Source organism: Campylobacter sp. RM16188 (assembly GCF_012978795.1).
GTDB classification, from domain to species: domain Bacteria; phylum Campylobacterota; class Campylobacteria; order Campylobacterales; family Campylobacteraceae; genus Campylobacter_A; species Campylobacter_A canis.
This window is the reverse complement of the sequence record NZ_LIWQ01000011.1, coordinates 41450-54292: the sequence shown is the minus strand read 5'-3', so window position 1 is coordinate 54292 and position 12843 is coordinate 41450. Positions and strand designations below refer to the sequence as shown.

The window sequence follows — 12843 nt, the reverse complement described above, 5'->3', positions numbered from 1 at the left end:
TTGTTATGGCTGTTCCTTTAGTTGGTGCTGCTACCGCTTATGTTAAGGCTAATTGGCTTAATGCTTTTATTGGTTCTAGTATTGGGACTGGTCTTGTTTGGCTTTATGATAGGGTTTTTGGTGATAAAGATAAACAAATTGATAAGAAAGTTGAAAATCTTGTAAGTAATGTTGAGAATACACCACCTCCTCCCACTGTTGGTAATACACCTTCTTTGATTTCTGTTCTTTCGGAACAAAATAAGATATTTGCTGTTCAAACAGAGCTTTTGACATCTCTTGTCTATGCTGTCAAGGTTTTAGGTGTTAATAATTTAGCTTCAAATCCTGATACTGCTGGCTTTGTTGCTCCATTGCTTCAAAAAATTGGCGATAAAGACAAAAACAAAGAGGGGTTTAAGCCTAATATATCGGCTGGTGATACTGTTGTCAAAGATGTTCCGCAGGATTTAACTAAGCCAGATGTTAAGCCGTCTGTTGATAATGTTGCTTTAAGGTCTATTGCTTCGGCTGTTGATAATCTTGGTAAAGCTCAACTCGCAAATAATGAGCTTATATCCGCTATGAATGCAACTGCGATTAATAACTCTCAACGTGTCGCAAATGCTATCACAAGCGGAAAAATGACGGCGGAAGTCAAGAATAACGTTAAAGTTCAAAACGATGTAGTTATAAGACGTTTGGAGGCTGAATTGTCCGTTAATAAGCCCGTTGAAGTTTCTTTGCCTGCCGAAGTTATGGCTTATAATAAATCTATGCTCGAGCAAAAAACAAAAGAGGTGGAAAACTCAACTAAAACCTATGAAATTTATAAAGATCAAGACACTTATCAAAAAACCGCTCAAAACATTGCAGATTTAGACGGCAAAACCATAACAAACGCTTCCCCTCGTGCTGTTGCTTTACAATATCAAGCTACAAGGGCAAGGACTGCAACCGATGTTAATTCGTTTGAGCTTGACGATACGGATATTGATACATTGTTTGGTAATTTGCCTGATATAACTAAGATATTTAATTTCACTTTACCTAGTGAGATTGATAAAGAATTTTCAAGTTAAAAGGATTTGTTATGAAAAAAAATCAAGGTCGTAAATTTACTTTTTTTACTTTTTTGTTTTTTATTCTTTTAGGTTTCTTTATTTCTGTTTCTGTTAGATTTTTTATGGGGCTTTAAAATGGCTGAAAATAACGGCACTCGGATTTTAAAACTCGGCATTGATGAAATGTTTGAGGATTTAACCTATAACGTCGCTTATAATGAGGTTTTACAACGTCTTAAGGCAAACGGAATGGACGACGGAATACTTAAAGAGGCTATTAACAGTGGTACTACTATTATGTTTAGTTCTGCTTTAATGCTTTATATCCAAAAACAAGAGGCAATTATCGGTAAAATTTTAGCTGTGGTTATTGCTCTTTTAGGCACTATTTTAAATCCTTTAGTTGGTAAAGCTACGGGTCTTTTAAAGAAATTTAAAAAAGGTGTTAAGGCAAGTATGTTCTCTAAAATTTTTGGTGCTTCTATGGAGGAGCGCATACAATATGCTAAAGTTGTTGTTGATGGTGCTAATACTGTTTTTAATGCACAGCAGAGCGCAAATCAATATTATAATCGTGCTGATGGTGTTATGAAACAACGTGAGCTTATAATGCACTCTAAAGACCAACAGTTGGCTTATGCAAAGGCTAAAGCCGATAGCTTTAATCAAACACTGCTTTTTAAAATCTTAACATCTAAATTTACCGCTAACGATAAAGAAATTTTAAGACGTATAACGGGTGGCACTGCTGTGGATATTGAAAGTCTTAATAAAGTCGCCGAGTTTATGTATGTAAAAGATGATAAAGGCAATATAACGGGCTTAAGCGAGCAATTTATGACTATGCTTAACGGCTTGGGTTATTTTAACAATAAAACGAAAGGAGTAAATCCCTAATGGCTCTTGATTGTGAAAACGCTTTCGCTCAAGAAATGGAGCAATTAAGAAAGATAAACGAAAATCTTGAAAAACTTAATAAATTTTTAGGTGCAGATAAAGAAACTAATATCACTTTATCGCAAAAAATAGATCAAACAAATCATTATTTAAAACTCCTTTGTTTGGGTATAGTCGGTAAGGATAAGTGATATTATGCTTGGTTTAATGGGTGCTTGCTGTAAATGCTGTGAAAGTTTTAAGGATTATTCTTTTGTTTCCAGCCATTCAAATTTTCTTAAAATGCTGTGTTTTATAAATGGTGAAGGTTATCAATATGGTGGCACTGATTTTTTTTCTTCATAGTAATTTAGGAATTCCTTTTTTTTTCTTATCACCCTTATAGACCTTTTGAGTATTTAAGCGCTCTTTCTATTGTCGGTTCTATCGCTCGTGGGTTTCCTTATGATATTTCTAAAATTAAATATCCTACTTCCTCTCTAGATATTGATGTGTCTGCTCTTTTAAATTTAGTTTGTTCTGTTGATGAGACGATTTTGGCTATTTTTGATAAGATAAATAATCATTTTTTGAACTCTTTATCTTTGCTTAAAGAAACTTGCACGCAGTTTTCTTATGATGAAATGAGTTATTTTAATCAGGATTTTGTTAATTATGTTCGCTCTTTTGACCACAAGTATAATTATAATTTTGATATAAAATTTCGTATTTTTTACAATCCTCAAACCCTATATTTCACTAGAATTGAAATGCTTCAACCTAGTATCGCTACGGCTGAATTTACTAAAATATAAAAAAAGGATAACTATGCCACTATACAAAATAACCCAGCAACAAGGAAACCGCACTATTACCTCACAACTTGAAGCCAAAAGCCTTGCAGATTTACAAGCTTTTCTTAAGGCTGTTTCTACTGCTAAAATTAAGTATATTTATGAGGTTCATTTTGAGGACGAAACAACCTTGCCGCCTATTGACGACTTTAACTATTATAAGCAATATAAAGCTTTTTGTAAAAACTCAAACCGCCGAAGCAAACAAACATTAATCCATAATGTTAAAAAGACAATGACCGAAAGCAAATTATCAAGCTTGATAAAGACACACCTAGAAACGGGCGGTATGAAAATAGAGGAAGTCAGCTGCGCTTTGTTTATGGAATAAATTTACCCCTTAACCCTGCTTACCCCCTCCCCAAGTTCTCATTTTCTCTCATTGTTTTCCTAATTGTGGGTATTTGCTTAAAAGCTTTGTGTGGAGCTTAGGGCGCAGTAAAAACTTTCCCGCGCTCTGCGCGATCTGAAAGTTTTTCAAGCCGTCAGCGTAACACCAGCTTTTTAAGCGGTATTTTTCCACAATAGGAAATAATGAGAGATGTATTTTTATCCGGCTTGATTGCTTGTTAAAATTTAACTTTTTGACTTGAGCTTTTTTTGTTTTTCCCGGTTTTAAATAATTAATTTTCTTTTATTCGTAATACTCTATTTGTCTTTTTCACTTAAATAAATCTTAATTAGTCGCATTTTACTCAATTACTTTCCCGTTGTTTAGGTGTTTTTCTTGTTGCTTTGTGCGACTTTACAATCCATTTCTTATAATTTCAAGCGTATATATACAAACATAAAATAAACTCAAGGAGTAAAGGAAATGTTAAAACAAACAATTCAAGGTTTAAGACCTTTAAGTATTGATGTAGTCGGCAGTGATGGCGATAAACAAAAACTTATCGGCATAATGGCTGGCAAGGTTGAGAAATATAAGTCTGTGGGTTCGGGCGGTCAAGCTCTAAATCAAATCCCTAATCCTTTAAACAAAAAAGTGTTTATCGTAGGCGATAGAAACGAAAACGGTAGAATTTCTACAATGTTTACACTTCCTCACGTTAAAAACGCAAGCGAATATCCAGAGCTTTTAGCCGATATAAAAGGTAAATTTGATAGCTCTTATGATAGCGATGTAAAATGCGAATACGTAACGCTTAAATTTGACAAGTAAGAAAGGATAAGAAAATGGCTAAATCATTAGTAAGAAATCAAATAGCAGGTAGAACCTTTGCTTTGCAGTTCCTGCCGACGGAGCAACGGCTAAAGCTTTTTGCGATAATCACTTAGAGGGAACTTACAACGTTTATGAGGTTGAAAGCACTTCGGGTAATGAAGTAGAGGCAAGCGTGTTAAGGGTAACCGTTACGGGTAAAAGTCAAGCAGGTAGAAAGCATACTTTAACTTTCTACGGCAAAGCTGGACTTAAAGAGAGCGAAATAAAAACAGCTCTACAAGACGTTACATTTAATAACGTTAAATTTGATGAAGTTTATATCATCGGTATATCAGAAGTTGCTATATCGTAATGACTTTATTTGATTTTTTAAATCATCTTGAGCCGATAGTAACAGTATCGGCTCTTTTGCTTACGGGTCTTAACTGGATAATATCTTTAAGGATAGATAGCATTAATAAAAGACTTGACAGCTTAGAAAACTTAGTTAAGATAATCACCAAACAAACCGAGATAAGATTTAAATATGACACTAGGAAAACATCAAGAAAATTTTAGTAAGGACTTAGCTATCCTGCTAAACTACCTCCACGATAATAACTACGATGTAAGAGTAGGCGAAGCCGAAAGAACTAAAGAGCAGCAAGAAATTTACATTAATCAAGGCAAATCTAAAACATCTAATTCAATGCACTTAAAAAGATGTGCTATTGATTTACATATATTCAAAGATAACAATTATATAACCTCAAAGCAAGAGCTACAAGCAATAGGCGACTATTGGGAAAGCTTATCAATTGAAAACAAATGGGGCGGAAATTTTAAAAGCTTTATAGATACTCCACATTTTGAAAGAAATTGCTAAAAACACTCTAAACACCGATTTATCAATAACTACAATCAACTGATCACAATCTATTATCAAAATCGGGCTTGACTTTTATCTTAAAATCTTATTAGATTAAGAGTTTTTTGGATAAAATCGCTTTTATGAGAGTAGATAAATTTTTAAATACGGTTAATATTACCAAGCGTCGAGCGATCAGTGAAGACATGTGCAAAAGCGGCGTAGTAAGCATAAACGGAGTTGTGGCAAAGCCCGCCAAAGAGGTGAAAATCGGCGATAAGATTACGATTAAATTTTTAGCCAAAGAGATGAGTTATGAGGTTTTGGCTATCCCTGTGACGAAAAGTATCCCAAAATCAGCCCAAAGCGAGTATGTAAAAGAGCTATGAAAAAAGAATTTATACTAAATTTAGACGAGCTTGATGAACTGATTCAAATTTTGCCGCGAGAAGGAGTTATAATCCTAAAGGGCGATCTTGCAAGCGGTAAGACAACTCTTGTAAAAGCCATAGCAAAGGCTCATGGTGTAAATTCGGACGTTACCTCTCCTACGTTTTCGGTGATGCAAGGGTATGAAAACGGAATTTTTCATTACGATATCTACCAAAACGGCTTTGAAGGAATTATAAAAAACGGACTTTTTGAAAATTTCTTTGAAGAGGGGTTGCACTTAGTAGAGTGGGGCGATGACGAACTTGAAAATATGCTTAAGAAATTTGATATAGATTATATAAAAATTTGCATAACTCCTCATGAAAAAGGAAGAAAATACGAGGTTTGCGGTGCATAAGCTAGAAGTTAAAAATTTACAAAAGACGATAAAAAAGACAAATATCATCAAAGGCATTTCGCTTGATATACAAAGTGGTGAAGTTGTAGGTCTTCTTGGTCCAAACGGAGCCGGCAAGACGACTACTTTTTATATGATCTGCGGGTTGATACCCCCAAGTAGCGGTAATATCTATCTTGACGGTGTCGATATCACAAATGTACCTTTGCACAAGCGCGCTCGCATGGGCATAGGATACCTGCCTCAGGAATCAAGCATTTTTAAGGATTTAACGGTAGAAGAAAATTTGTTGCTCGGGGCTGAAATTTTATATAAAGATACAGCCGTTCAGGAGCAAAAAGTAGATGAGATGCTAAATTTGCTTAATATCGAGCCGATTCGCTTAAGAAAGGGCGTAAGTCTAAGCGGCGGTGAGCGAAGGCGCTGCGAAATCGCAAGAAGCCTCATAATAACGCCAAAATTTTTGCTTCTTGACGAGCCTTTTGCCGGCGTTGATCCTATAGCCGTTAGCGATATACAAAGCATAGTGAGAGACCTTAAGAATTTAGGCATAGGAGTGCTGATAACAGATCATAATGTGCGGGAGACTTTGGCAATTTGCGATAGGGCTTACGTTATAAAAGACGGCTCGCTTTTAGCCTCTGGAAACGCCAAGGAGGTGGCAAACGATAAGCTTGTTAAGACACACTATCTCGGACAAGATTTTAAGCTTTTAGAATAATATGCTAAAGCAAACCGCATCTATAGCCCCCAAAGGCAAGCTTTCGCATACTCTTAGAAGTTGGCTTCCGATACTTAGTTCAAGTATCGAAGAGCTAAAAGAGACTCTTGAGCCTTTTGTGGCGCAAAATCCATTTGTAACGATCGAGCATAAAAATCAAAATTCATCTAAAAAGAACTTTTTTAGCGAAATTTCAAAAAAATCCTCAAGTGAAAATATCGAAACTTACAGCGTTTTTAAAGAGAGTCTATACGATAAGCTTTTGCCTCAAATAAACAAGCCGTTATTTCCTACTGAAAAATCCCAAATTATCGCAAATAAAATCATAGAGTGCCTTAGCGATGAGGGGTACTTTGAGTGGAGTGATGAAGTTTTTGTGGGCTTTGATAGAAGCGAAGTAGACCGGGTTAGGGCGCGCTTTGCCTATCTGGAGCCTTGTGGCGTGGGCGCGGTGGATTATAAAGAGAGTTTTTTATTTCAGATGGGTGAATTTGAGCTTGATAGCGAGCTTGAAAAAGATGTTAAATTTATCATCGAAAATTTTGAAAATTTGCAGAATTTGGCTCAAAATTTAAAAAAAATGAAGCGGTACGATGAGGCTATTTCTATCGTGCGTAAATTTAAAAACCCGCCCGCGATCGAGTATCTAAGTGATTCGCCGGCTAAAATTCCAGATATCTTCATAAATACTTCCGGCGGAAGAGTTGAGATAGCTATAAATGATGAATTTTACCCTGAAATTTTGCTTGATACCGAAGGACTTGATGAGAAAAGCGAGTTTGTAAGCACGCGTATAAAAGAGGCAAAAGACCTCGTAGATGCTCTTGATATGCGAAAAGCTACGCTAAAAAAGATTGCCTTGATGATAGTTGAGTATCAGTATGATTATTTTTTTGGAGGCGATATAAAGCCTATGAGACTAAAAGATATCGCGGATGACTTGGGGCGTAATCCCTCTACTATTTCGCGCGCGATATCAAACAAATATCTTGTCTGTTCGCGAGGCACGGTACCGATAAAAAGCTTCTTTTCGGCTGCTGTTGACGAGGAGATTTCAAATGCCGCTCTTAAAAATTTCGTCGCAAATTTAGTTAAAAATGAAAATCCTAAAAAGCCGTTAAGCGACCTTAAAATTTTAGAGCTTATCCAAAAAGAATTTAGCGTAAATATGGTCAGGCGAACTATTACGAAATACCGCAAGGCGCTAAATATCGCCAGCTCCAGCCAGCGCAAGAGAATTTATCTGATGCAAGGTTAAGCCGGATATTGTTTTATACTGTTTGGTGTGCAGGGTTTAGTCTAAATTTTAGATCGAATTTTAATACATCTATATTATTGGCACTTAAAACACTTTTAAGCTACTATAAGTTTATGCGCTTATGAAAATTTCTTGCTCTTTAAAATACGGCTTTAAGCTTTCGTAGGCGTTTTGGATATTTTCAAATTTCATGCGATATTCGTCTTGAATTTTAGCTGATTTGCCTGCATGACGATCGGGATGATAGATTTTAACCAGCTCAAGATATCTGCTTCTAACGCTTTGAAAGCTACTGTTTATATCGCATTCAAGCGTTTTAAAATGCTCATCAAAAAGCCCTGCAAGCGCTGAAAATCTTTTTACGAATTTTTGTGAATTTTGTATGTTTATCTCTCTTTTGAATTTGATAAAATCTCTTTGTTCATAGTTAAAATTCACGGCAAAATACATATGTTCGTTTTTACTAAATAGCTCGTCAAGCCCTTTTGTTTGGCTACTGTTTTTGATTATTATCGTTAGATTATCTTGGTTTTCATCTGAGAAAATTTCCGAGTTTTTAAATTTTTGAGAGATGTAGCTTATAAAAAGAGCGTTTGGTTTTCCAAATTTGAAATTTACTTCGTTTTTTGCAAATTTTACATCGGCAGATATTATGATTTTAAGCGAATTTGGCTGCTTGTAAAGAAGCTTGATTGTCTTGTACTCGGCAAATTTTATATCAAGCTCTTGGCTATGCGCTTTTTGGTAAAGTTTGCTTATAAATTTAAAAAAATATTTACGTTGCACAAGCTCACTCTCGTCATAAAACGATATAACTTTATGTTTTTGCCCAAGTGTTTTGGAAAAGTTTTTGTTCATCACGCTTTTAAGCTCGCAAAACAGCTTACTATCGGTTGTCTCTATGCTTAAAGATTCTAAAGTCTGCTTAACGTCCATAAATTTCTCCAATTTTAATTACGTTAATTCAAGCAATTAGCGTTCCATGCTACTCCAAACGGGCTCGACGTCCATTTCTACATATCCGGCTAGCTCCTGATAAGGCTTAAATTCGCCTTTGTAGGCTAAGCTAGGGCAGTTTTTGACATAATACCCCAGATAGATCCAGCGCAAATTATTCTGCCTTGCTAAAAAAATTTGCTGATAGAGCGAAAATCTACCTAGCGACAAATGCGAAAAATCAGGATCATAATAACAATAAATCGCAGAAATTCCGTCACTTAAAACATCGATCAGATCAACTCCTACGAGTTTGCCGCCGACATAATATGAAACCTCTTTGCCAAACTCGTCGTGTCCCGCAACGTAAAGCTCATAATACTTTCTAAAATCAAGCTCGTAATACTTCCATTCACGCTTTTGCTCCATGAATTTGTGGTATTTGCGGTATAAATTTAAATGATCTTCATCTACTATGGGGCTTGAGATGTATATTTTGGTGTCTATATTTTTAGTTATGGTGCGGCGAGCCGATTTGCCAAAATGAAAATTTAACGCATCAACTCTTATGCTTACGCACTCTTTGCATTCTTTGCAGTTTGGTTTGGAAAAATATCTGCCAAACCTTCTAAATCCACGCCTTGTAAGCGCGTCATTAAGTTTAAAATCACAATCGCTTACGTAGTTATACTCCATCCTTGAATCCCTATCTTTAAGATACGGACATAGGCTTGGAAGCGTGGAAAAAGGGATTATCATATCTTCCTTATATCGCTATTTTTTACGTATTTCATGAACTCCTCTTGAAGAGTCTGCTCCTTATGGGCGATAGCTTCCTCCTTGCTTACGACGTGCTTTTTTACTTCTTTTTTAGGCTCCGTACCAAGTTCTTTTATCATCTCTTTTTTTATATCTTTTAAGCTGTCAAAAAAATCATTCATCCAAATTCCTTTGCTTTAACTTTCTGGCGTCTTTTACCTTTTGAATCGCCGCCGTAATGGCCGCTATGACCTCTTCGTTGCTTTCGTTTTCTTTAGTTTTCATCTTTTCAAGTAGGGCGGGCATTTTATTTTCTACATATGAAGTGTCGAAAAATCCGCGTCTAAAGTCGCGTTCCTTGCTTATGCTTAGCAAAAACGGAATCGTAGTCTTTACGTCGCCTTCTATAGTAAATTCATCCAGCGCACGGTTAAGTTTATTTACCGCCAAATCGTAGCTTGTCGCACGAACGATAAGTTTAGCTAGCAAACTATCGTAAAACGGCGGAATTTGATAGTCTTTGTAAAGATGACTATCCACGCGCACGCTAGGGCCAAGAGCGGGGTAATAACCTGAAATTTTGCCAGGGCTTGGGATGAAATTTTGCCAAGCGTCTTCTGCCGTGATACGAGCTTCTATGGCAAAGCCTTGAGTAACGACATCGCTTTGTTGCATATGAAGTATGCCGCCTGCGGCTATTCTTATTTGCATCACTATAAGATCAACGCCCGTTATCTCTTCCGTTACGCCGTGCTCGACTTGAATTCTTGTATTCATCTCCATAAAATAGAAGTTATTGTAATCATCAAGCAAAAACTCAACCGTTCCTGCGTTTGTATAATTAACCGCCTTTGCCGCAGCAACCGCGGTAACACCCATGCTTTTACGTAAATTTTCGCTTATACTCGGACTTGGCGCGATCTCTAAAATTTTTTGGTGTCTGCGCTGTATGGAACAGTCACGCTCGGCTAAGTGAATGATATTGCCGTATTTATCGCCCACTATTTGAAATTCGATGTGGCGCGGGTTGATGACGTATTTTTCCATAAATACTTCATCGTTATTAAAAAATGCCTTAGCTTCGCGTTTGCAGCTTTCAAAGCTGCTTTCAAGTTCGTCCTCTTTCCATGCTACGCGAATTCCTCTACCTCCGCCTCCGCCGCTTGCTTTTAATATAACCGGATAGCCTATCTTTTCGGCAAAAAGCTTGATGTCTTCCATTGTTTCGTTATTTAGCTTTTCGGTGCCGGGAACTACAGGAATTCCGTTTTTGCTCATAAGGTAGCGCGCTATGTTTTTATTACCCATTTTGCGGATGACATCGGCGTTTGGACCGATAAAAATAAGCCCTGCATCTTGAACTTCTTTTGCAAATTCGTAGTTCTCGCTTAAAAATCCATATCCAGGATGTATAGCGTCCGCTCCGCAGGCTTTGGCAACCTCTACAATACGTTTTGCGTCAAGATATCCTTTGATTGGATCTATGCCGATTTGATATGCTTCATCAGCTACTTTTACATGCAGACAATCTTGATCGGGCTTTGTGTATATGGCTACGTTTTTGATATGCAAGTCTTTGCAGGCGCGAATTATGCGAACCGCTATTTCGCCTCTGTTTGCGATTAAAATTTTATGTATCACTTTTTCCTCACTCTTAAGGCTTTTGGGAGTTTTTAAGAATTATACAAAATTTTATTTTGAAATTTTAAAATAATCCCAAAATACTTCGCCTTGTCTTTTTGATTATTTTTACTGACAAACTAAAATTTAAATTTCATAACGATAGCATAAAGATTTTTTATTGATGATTAAATTTGATAAATTTTAAGATTTTATGGTTAAATTTCATAAATTCCAAAGAGTTTTTAAAATTTATGAAAGATTTAAGAAAGGTTTGGTTATACTTCGAGCCTTACTTAATTATATAGTGCGCTCGTAGCTCAGCTGGATAGAGCATTTGATTGCGGTTCAAAAGGTCAGGGATTCGAATTCCTTCGAGCGCACCATTTATACATTTTTTAAGCTTTCCTTGTTTTTCTTTTCTTTTCATAAAGCCTTGATTTTAGGGTGTTTTTAAGCATTTTCTTGTTTCTTTTTGTTTCTTTCTTTTTCTTATTTTTTCTTTCCTACCCAGTAATTTTTACTGACATTTTTACTGACATTTTGTATAATACGATTTTATGTCAGTAAAAAAGGTCTGAATATGCCTAAAATACAAGCTCCGCTTACAGATGCTACCCTTAAATCATTGAAGCCAAGGGAAAAGATTTACAGGATGTCCGATGGGCAAAATTTGTTTATTGCTGTTGAGCCGGGCGGACGTAAATTTTTTGTCTTTGAATATAAAAGCCCTATGACTTTAAAAATGAGAAGATACACGATGGGTAATTACCCGGAACTAACACTAGCAAAAGCAAGAGAGCTTAGGGCGGAGCTAAAGAAAAAAATATCCGAGGGTATTGACCCTATGTTTGAGAAAAGCAATACAAATAGGATATTTGAAAAAATAGCTATAGAATGGATAGAAAAGAAGTCCGGTGTAATCAAAGAGCATACCGCAAAAACTCAACTTAGGATAGCGCAAAAGCATTTATTTCCGTATATAGGAAAGAGGGATATCTCTAGTATAAAAGCTGCCGAGATAATAATGGTATTACAAAAAATAGAGGAGTCGGGATCGTTTGCGACATTAAAGAAGGCATTTCAGCTATGCTCGCAAATTTGGAAATTTGCAGTAGTGAGTCAAAAAGCCCCTCATAATATAATGGCCGATATAGAATACAAATATACTTTTAGAGCCGTAAAATCACAAAACTACCCAACACTTATAAGAGATAACGATATAAAGGCTTTAATCCAAGGCATTAACGAATATGGTGGAGACTATAAGACAAAAATAGCTTTAAAGCTTGCAATTTACACCGCCGCAAGATCGTTTAATATAAGAGCTGCACAGTGGAGCGAATTTGACTTGAAAAAAGATATTTGGAATATAGATATAAAAAAGATGAAGCAGGAGAGGGATTATTTTAATCTGCCCATGTCAAGACAGGTTAAATCGCTGTTGCTTGAGTATAAAAAATTTTGTGTTCATAGTGATTTTTTATTTTATAGCCCCGTTAGTAAGACAAAATATATGAGTGAGAATACTTTAAATGTAGCTCTTAGAAGAATGGGCTATACAAAAGAAGAGTTGGTATTTCATGGGTTTCGCTCTATGTTTAGCACTGTTTGCAATGAAAATATACATATACACGGATATAGTCCCGATATAATAGAAAAATGCTTGGCCCATAAAGAGGGCAACAGTGTCAGAGCCGCTTACAATAGAGCAAGCAACTTGACACATATGAGAGGTTTGATGCAGTGGTGGGCGGACTATTTAGATAATTTAGCATGATTTTGTCTCGCCGGGCACTACCTTGACCGCACTAGCTATAAAATTATCAATGCTTGATTTTGGGTATAAAACGGTTCGAGGACCCAGTTTGCGCTTTTCTATATAACCAGCTTTTACATATCGCCATAGAGTCGTATCACACCACCCGTAAAGCGCTTTAACTTGTTTTGTGGTTAAAAATTCGCCGTTCATTT

19 protein-coding genes and 1 tRNA gene are annotated in these 12843 nt (G+C 36.2%); 15 read left to right on the top strand and 5 right to left on the bottom strand.

The genetic code is table 11. The annotated features are described in order from the left end of the window. Positions 1–5 precede the first annotated feature (5 nt). The 13 genes from CDOM16188_RS07895 (at position 6) to CDOM16188_RS07835 (ending at position 7554) form a co-directional block, all read left to right on the top strand. On the top strand, positions 6–1061 hold the full coding sequence (locus CDOM16188_RS07895) for a hypothetical protein (RefSeq protein WP_172201164.1): 1056 nt from the start codon (positions 6–8) through the stop codon (positions 1059–1061). Between the two features lie 117 nt (positions 1062–1178). Then, on the top strand, positions 1179–1940 hold the full coding sequence (locus tag CDOM16188_RS07890) for a hypothetical protein (protein ID WP_172201162.1): 762 nt from the start codon (positions 1179–1181) through the stop codon (positions 1938–1940). Beyond that, positions 1940–2131, top strand: a complete 192-nt coding sequence (locus tag CDOM16188_RS07885; RefSeq protein ID WP_169942424.1) for a hypothetical protein — start codon at positions 1940–1942, stop codon at positions 2129–2131. The genes CDOM16188_RS07890 and CDOM16188_RS07885 overlap by 1 nt, the downstream gene beginning before the upstream one ends. A gap of 300 nt (positions 2132–2431) precedes the next feature. Next, positions 2432–2734: a hypothetical protein gene (locus tag CDOM16188_RS07880; RefSeq protein WP_172201160.1), complete on the top strand. Its 303-nt coding sequence runs from the start codon at positions 2432–2434 to the stop codon at positions 2732–2734. Between the two features lie 13 nt (positions 2735–2747). Next, a complete protein-coding gene (locus tag CDOM16188_RS07875) occupies positions 2748–3104 on the top strand; it encodes a hypothetical protein (protein WP_169942420.1) in 357 nt (118 codons plus the stop codon). Positions 3105–3587: 483 nt separating this feature from the next. Next, entirely contained in the window at positions 3588–3935 is a 348-nt protein-coding gene (locus tag CDOM16188_RS07870; protein WP_172201158.1) for a hypothetical protein, read from the top strand. Positions 3936–4110: 175 nt separating this feature from the next. Continuing rightward, on the top strand, positions 4111–4290 hold the full coding sequence (locus CDOM16188_RS11310; protein ID WP_253908151.1) for a hypothetical protein: 180 nt from the start codon (positions 4111–4113) through the stop codon (positions 4288–4290). Beyond that, a complete protein-coding gene (locus CDOM16188_RS07860; RefSeq protein WP_172201156.1) occupies positions 4290–4496 on the top strand; it encodes a hypothetical protein in 207 nt (68 codons plus the stop codon). Before CDOM16188_RS11310 ends, CDOM16188_RS07860 begins: the two co-directional genes overlap by 1 nt. Continuing rightward, on the top strand, positions 4465–4803 hold the full coding sequence (locus CDOM16188_RS07855) for a M15 family metallopeptidase (RefSeq protein ID WP_172201154.1): 339 nt from the start codon (positions 4465–4467) through the stop codon (positions 4801–4803). Before CDOM16188_RS07860 ends, CDOM16188_RS07855 begins: the two co-directional genes overlap by 32 nt. A gap of 125 nt (positions 4804–4928) precedes the next feature. Then, the gene (locus tag CDOM16188_RS07850) at positions 4929–5174 is read left to right on the top strand and encodes an RNA-binding S4 domain-containing protein (RefSeq protein WP_172201152.1); all 246 of its coding nucleotides are present in this window, start codon (positions 4929–4931) and stop codon (positions 5172–5174) included. Next, the gene (gene tsaE / locus CDOM16188_RS07845) at positions 5171–5575 is read left to right on the top strand and encodes a tRNA (adenosine(37)-N6)-threonylcarbamoyltransferase complex ATPase subunit type 1 TsaE (RefSeq protein WP_172201150.1); all 405 of its coding nucleotides are present in this window, start codon (positions 5171–5173) and stop codon (positions 5573–5575) included. The genes CDOM16188_RS07850 and tsaE overlap by 4 nt, the downstream gene beginning before the upstream one ends. Continuing rightward, a complete protein-coding gene (lptB, locus tag CDOM16188_RS07840) occupies positions 5568–6296 on the top strand; it encodes an LPS export ABC transporter ATP-binding protein (protein WP_172201209.1) in 729 nt (242 codons plus the stop codon). The genes tsaE and lptB overlap by 8 nt, the downstream gene beginning before the upstream one ends. A 1-nt stretch (position 6297) precedes the next feature. Beyond that, positions 6298–7554, top strand: coding sequence for an RNA polymerase factor sigma-54 (locus tag CDOM16188_RS07835; protein ID WP_172201140.1), 1257 nt, complete (start codon positions 6298–6300; stop codon positions 7552–7554). A 111-nt stretch (positions 7555–7665) separates the two neighbouring features. On the opposite strand, the gene CDOM16188_RS07830 is transcribed toward CDOM16188_RS07835, so the two are convergent. From CDOM16188_RS07830 to CDOM16188_RS07815, 4 genes are read right to left on the bottom strand one after another with little or no spacing between them, the layout of a single operon-like run. After that, a complete protein-coding gene (locus CDOM16188_RS07830) occupies positions 7666–8490 on the bottom strand; it encodes an adenylosuccinate lyase (protein ID WP_172201138.1) in 825 nt (274 codons plus the stop codon). Positions 8491–8526: 36 nt separating this feature from the next. Further along, the gene (locus CDOM16188_RS07825; RefSeq protein ID WP_172201136.1) at positions 8527–9249 is read right to left on the bottom strand and encodes an arginyltransferase; all 723 of its coding nucleotides are present in this window, start codon (positions 9247–9249) and stop codon (positions 8527–8529) included. Continuing rightward, entirely contained in the window at positions 9246–9431 is a 186-nt protein-coding gene (locus tag CDOM16188_RS07820) for a hypothetical protein (RefSeq protein ID WP_172201134.1), read from the bottom strand. The genes CDOM16188_RS07825 and CDOM16188_RS07820 overlap by 4 nt, the downstream gene beginning before the upstream one ends. After that, positions 9424–10890, bottom strand: coding sequence for an acetyl-CoA carboxylase subunit A (locus tag CDOM16188_RS07815; RefSeq protein ID WP_172201132.1), 1467 nt, complete (start codon positions 10888–10890; stop codon positions 9424–9426). Before CDOM16188_RS07815 ends, CDOM16188_RS07820 begins: the two co-directional genes overlap by 8 nt. A gap of 288 nt (positions 10891–11178) precedes the next feature. Between CDOM16188_RS07815 and CDOM16188_RS07810 the strand changes: the two genes are divergently transcribed. Both CDOM16188_RS07810 and CDOM16188_RS07805 read left to right on the top strand, forming a co-directional pair. Then, positions 11179–11255 (top strand) — tRNA-Arg (locus CDOM16188_RS07810). A 197-nt stretch (positions 11256–11452) separates the two neighbouring features. Beyond that, complete coding sequence (locus CDOM16188_RS07805) at positions 11453–12649, top strand: integrase arm-type DNA-binding domain-containing protein (RefSeq protein ID WP_172201130.1); 1197 nt, start codon at positions 11453–11455, stop codon at positions 12647–12649. On the opposite strand, the gene CDOM16188_RS07800 is transcribed toward CDOM16188_RS07805, so the two are convergent. Beyond that, positions 12641–12841 carry an AlpA family transcriptional regulator gene (locus CDOM16188_RS07800; protein ID WP_172201129.1) on the bottom strand — a complete coding sequence of 67 codons (201 nt, stop codon included), beginning with the start codon at positions 12839–12841 and terminating at the stop codon, positions 12641–12643. The genes CDOM16188_RS07805 and CDOM16188_RS07800 overlap by 9 nt on opposite strands. Between the last annotated feature and the right edge of the window lie 2 nt (positions 12842–12843).

Excerpts from the sequence above, each read along its gene's own strand:
- CDOM16188_RS07895 (WP_172201164.1), top strand. The coding sequence starts at position 6 with ATGGCTGTTCCTTTAGTTGGTGCTGCTACCGCTTATGTTAAGGCTAAT.
- CDOM16188_RS07890 (WP_172201162.1), top strand. The coding sequence starts at position 1,179 with ATGGCTGAAAATAACGGCACTCGGATTTTAAAACTCGGCATTGATGAA.
- CDOM16188_RS07885 (WP_169942424.1), top strand. The coding sequence starts at position 1,940 with ATGGCTCTTGATTGTGAAAACGCTTTCGCTCAAGAAATGGAGCAATTA.
- CDOM16188_RS07875 (WP_169942420.1), top strand. The coding sequence starts at position 2,748 with ATGCCACTATACAAAATAACCCAGCAACAAGGAAACCGCACTATTACC.
- CDOM16188_RS07870 (WP_172201158.1), top strand. The coding sequence starts at position 3,588 with ATGTTAAAACAAACAATTCAAGGTTTAAGACCTTTAAGTATTGATGTA.
- CDOM16188_RS07860 (WP_172201156.1), top strand. The coding sequence starts at position 4,290 with ATGACTTTATTTGATTTTTTAAATCATCTTGAGCCGATAGTAACAGTA.
- CDOM16188_RS07855 (WP_172201154.1), top strand. The coding sequence starts at position 4,465 with ATGACACTAGGAAAACATCAAGAAAATTTTAGTAAGGACTTAGCTATC.
- CDOM16188_RS07850 (WP_172201152.1), top strand. The coding sequence starts at position 4,929 with ATGAGAGTAGATAAATTTTTAAATACGGTTAATATTACCAAGCGTCGA.
- tsaE (WP_172201150.1), top strand. The coding sequence starts at position 5,171 with ATGAAAAAAGAATTTATACTAAATTTAGACGAGCTTGATGAACTGATT.
- CDOM16188_RS07835 (WP_172201140.1), top strand. The coding sequence starts at position 6,298 with ATGCTAAAGCAAACCGCATCTATAGCCCCCAAAGGCAAGCTTTCGCAT.
- CDOM16188_RS07830 (WP_172201138.1), bottom strand. The coding sequence starts at position 8,490 with ATGGACGTTAAGCAGACTTTAGAATCTTTAAGCATAGAGACAACCGAT.
- CDOM16188_RS07825 (WP_172201136.1), bottom strand. The coding sequence starts at position 9,249 with ATGATAATCCCTTTTTCCACGCTTCCAAGCCTATGTCCGTATCTTAAA.
- CDOM16188_RS07820 (WP_172201134.1), bottom strand. The coding sequence starts at position 9,431 with ATGAATGATTTTTTTGACAGCTTAAAAGATATAAAAAAAGAGATGATA.
- CDOM16188_RS07805 (WP_172201130.1), top strand. The coding sequence starts at position 11,453 with ATGCCTAAAATACAAGCTCCGCTTACAGATGCTACCCTTAAATCATTG.
- CDOM16188_RS07800 (WP_172201129.1), bottom strand. The coding sequence starts at position 12,841 with ATGAACGGCGAATTTTTAACCACAAAACAAGTTAAAGCGCTTTACGGG.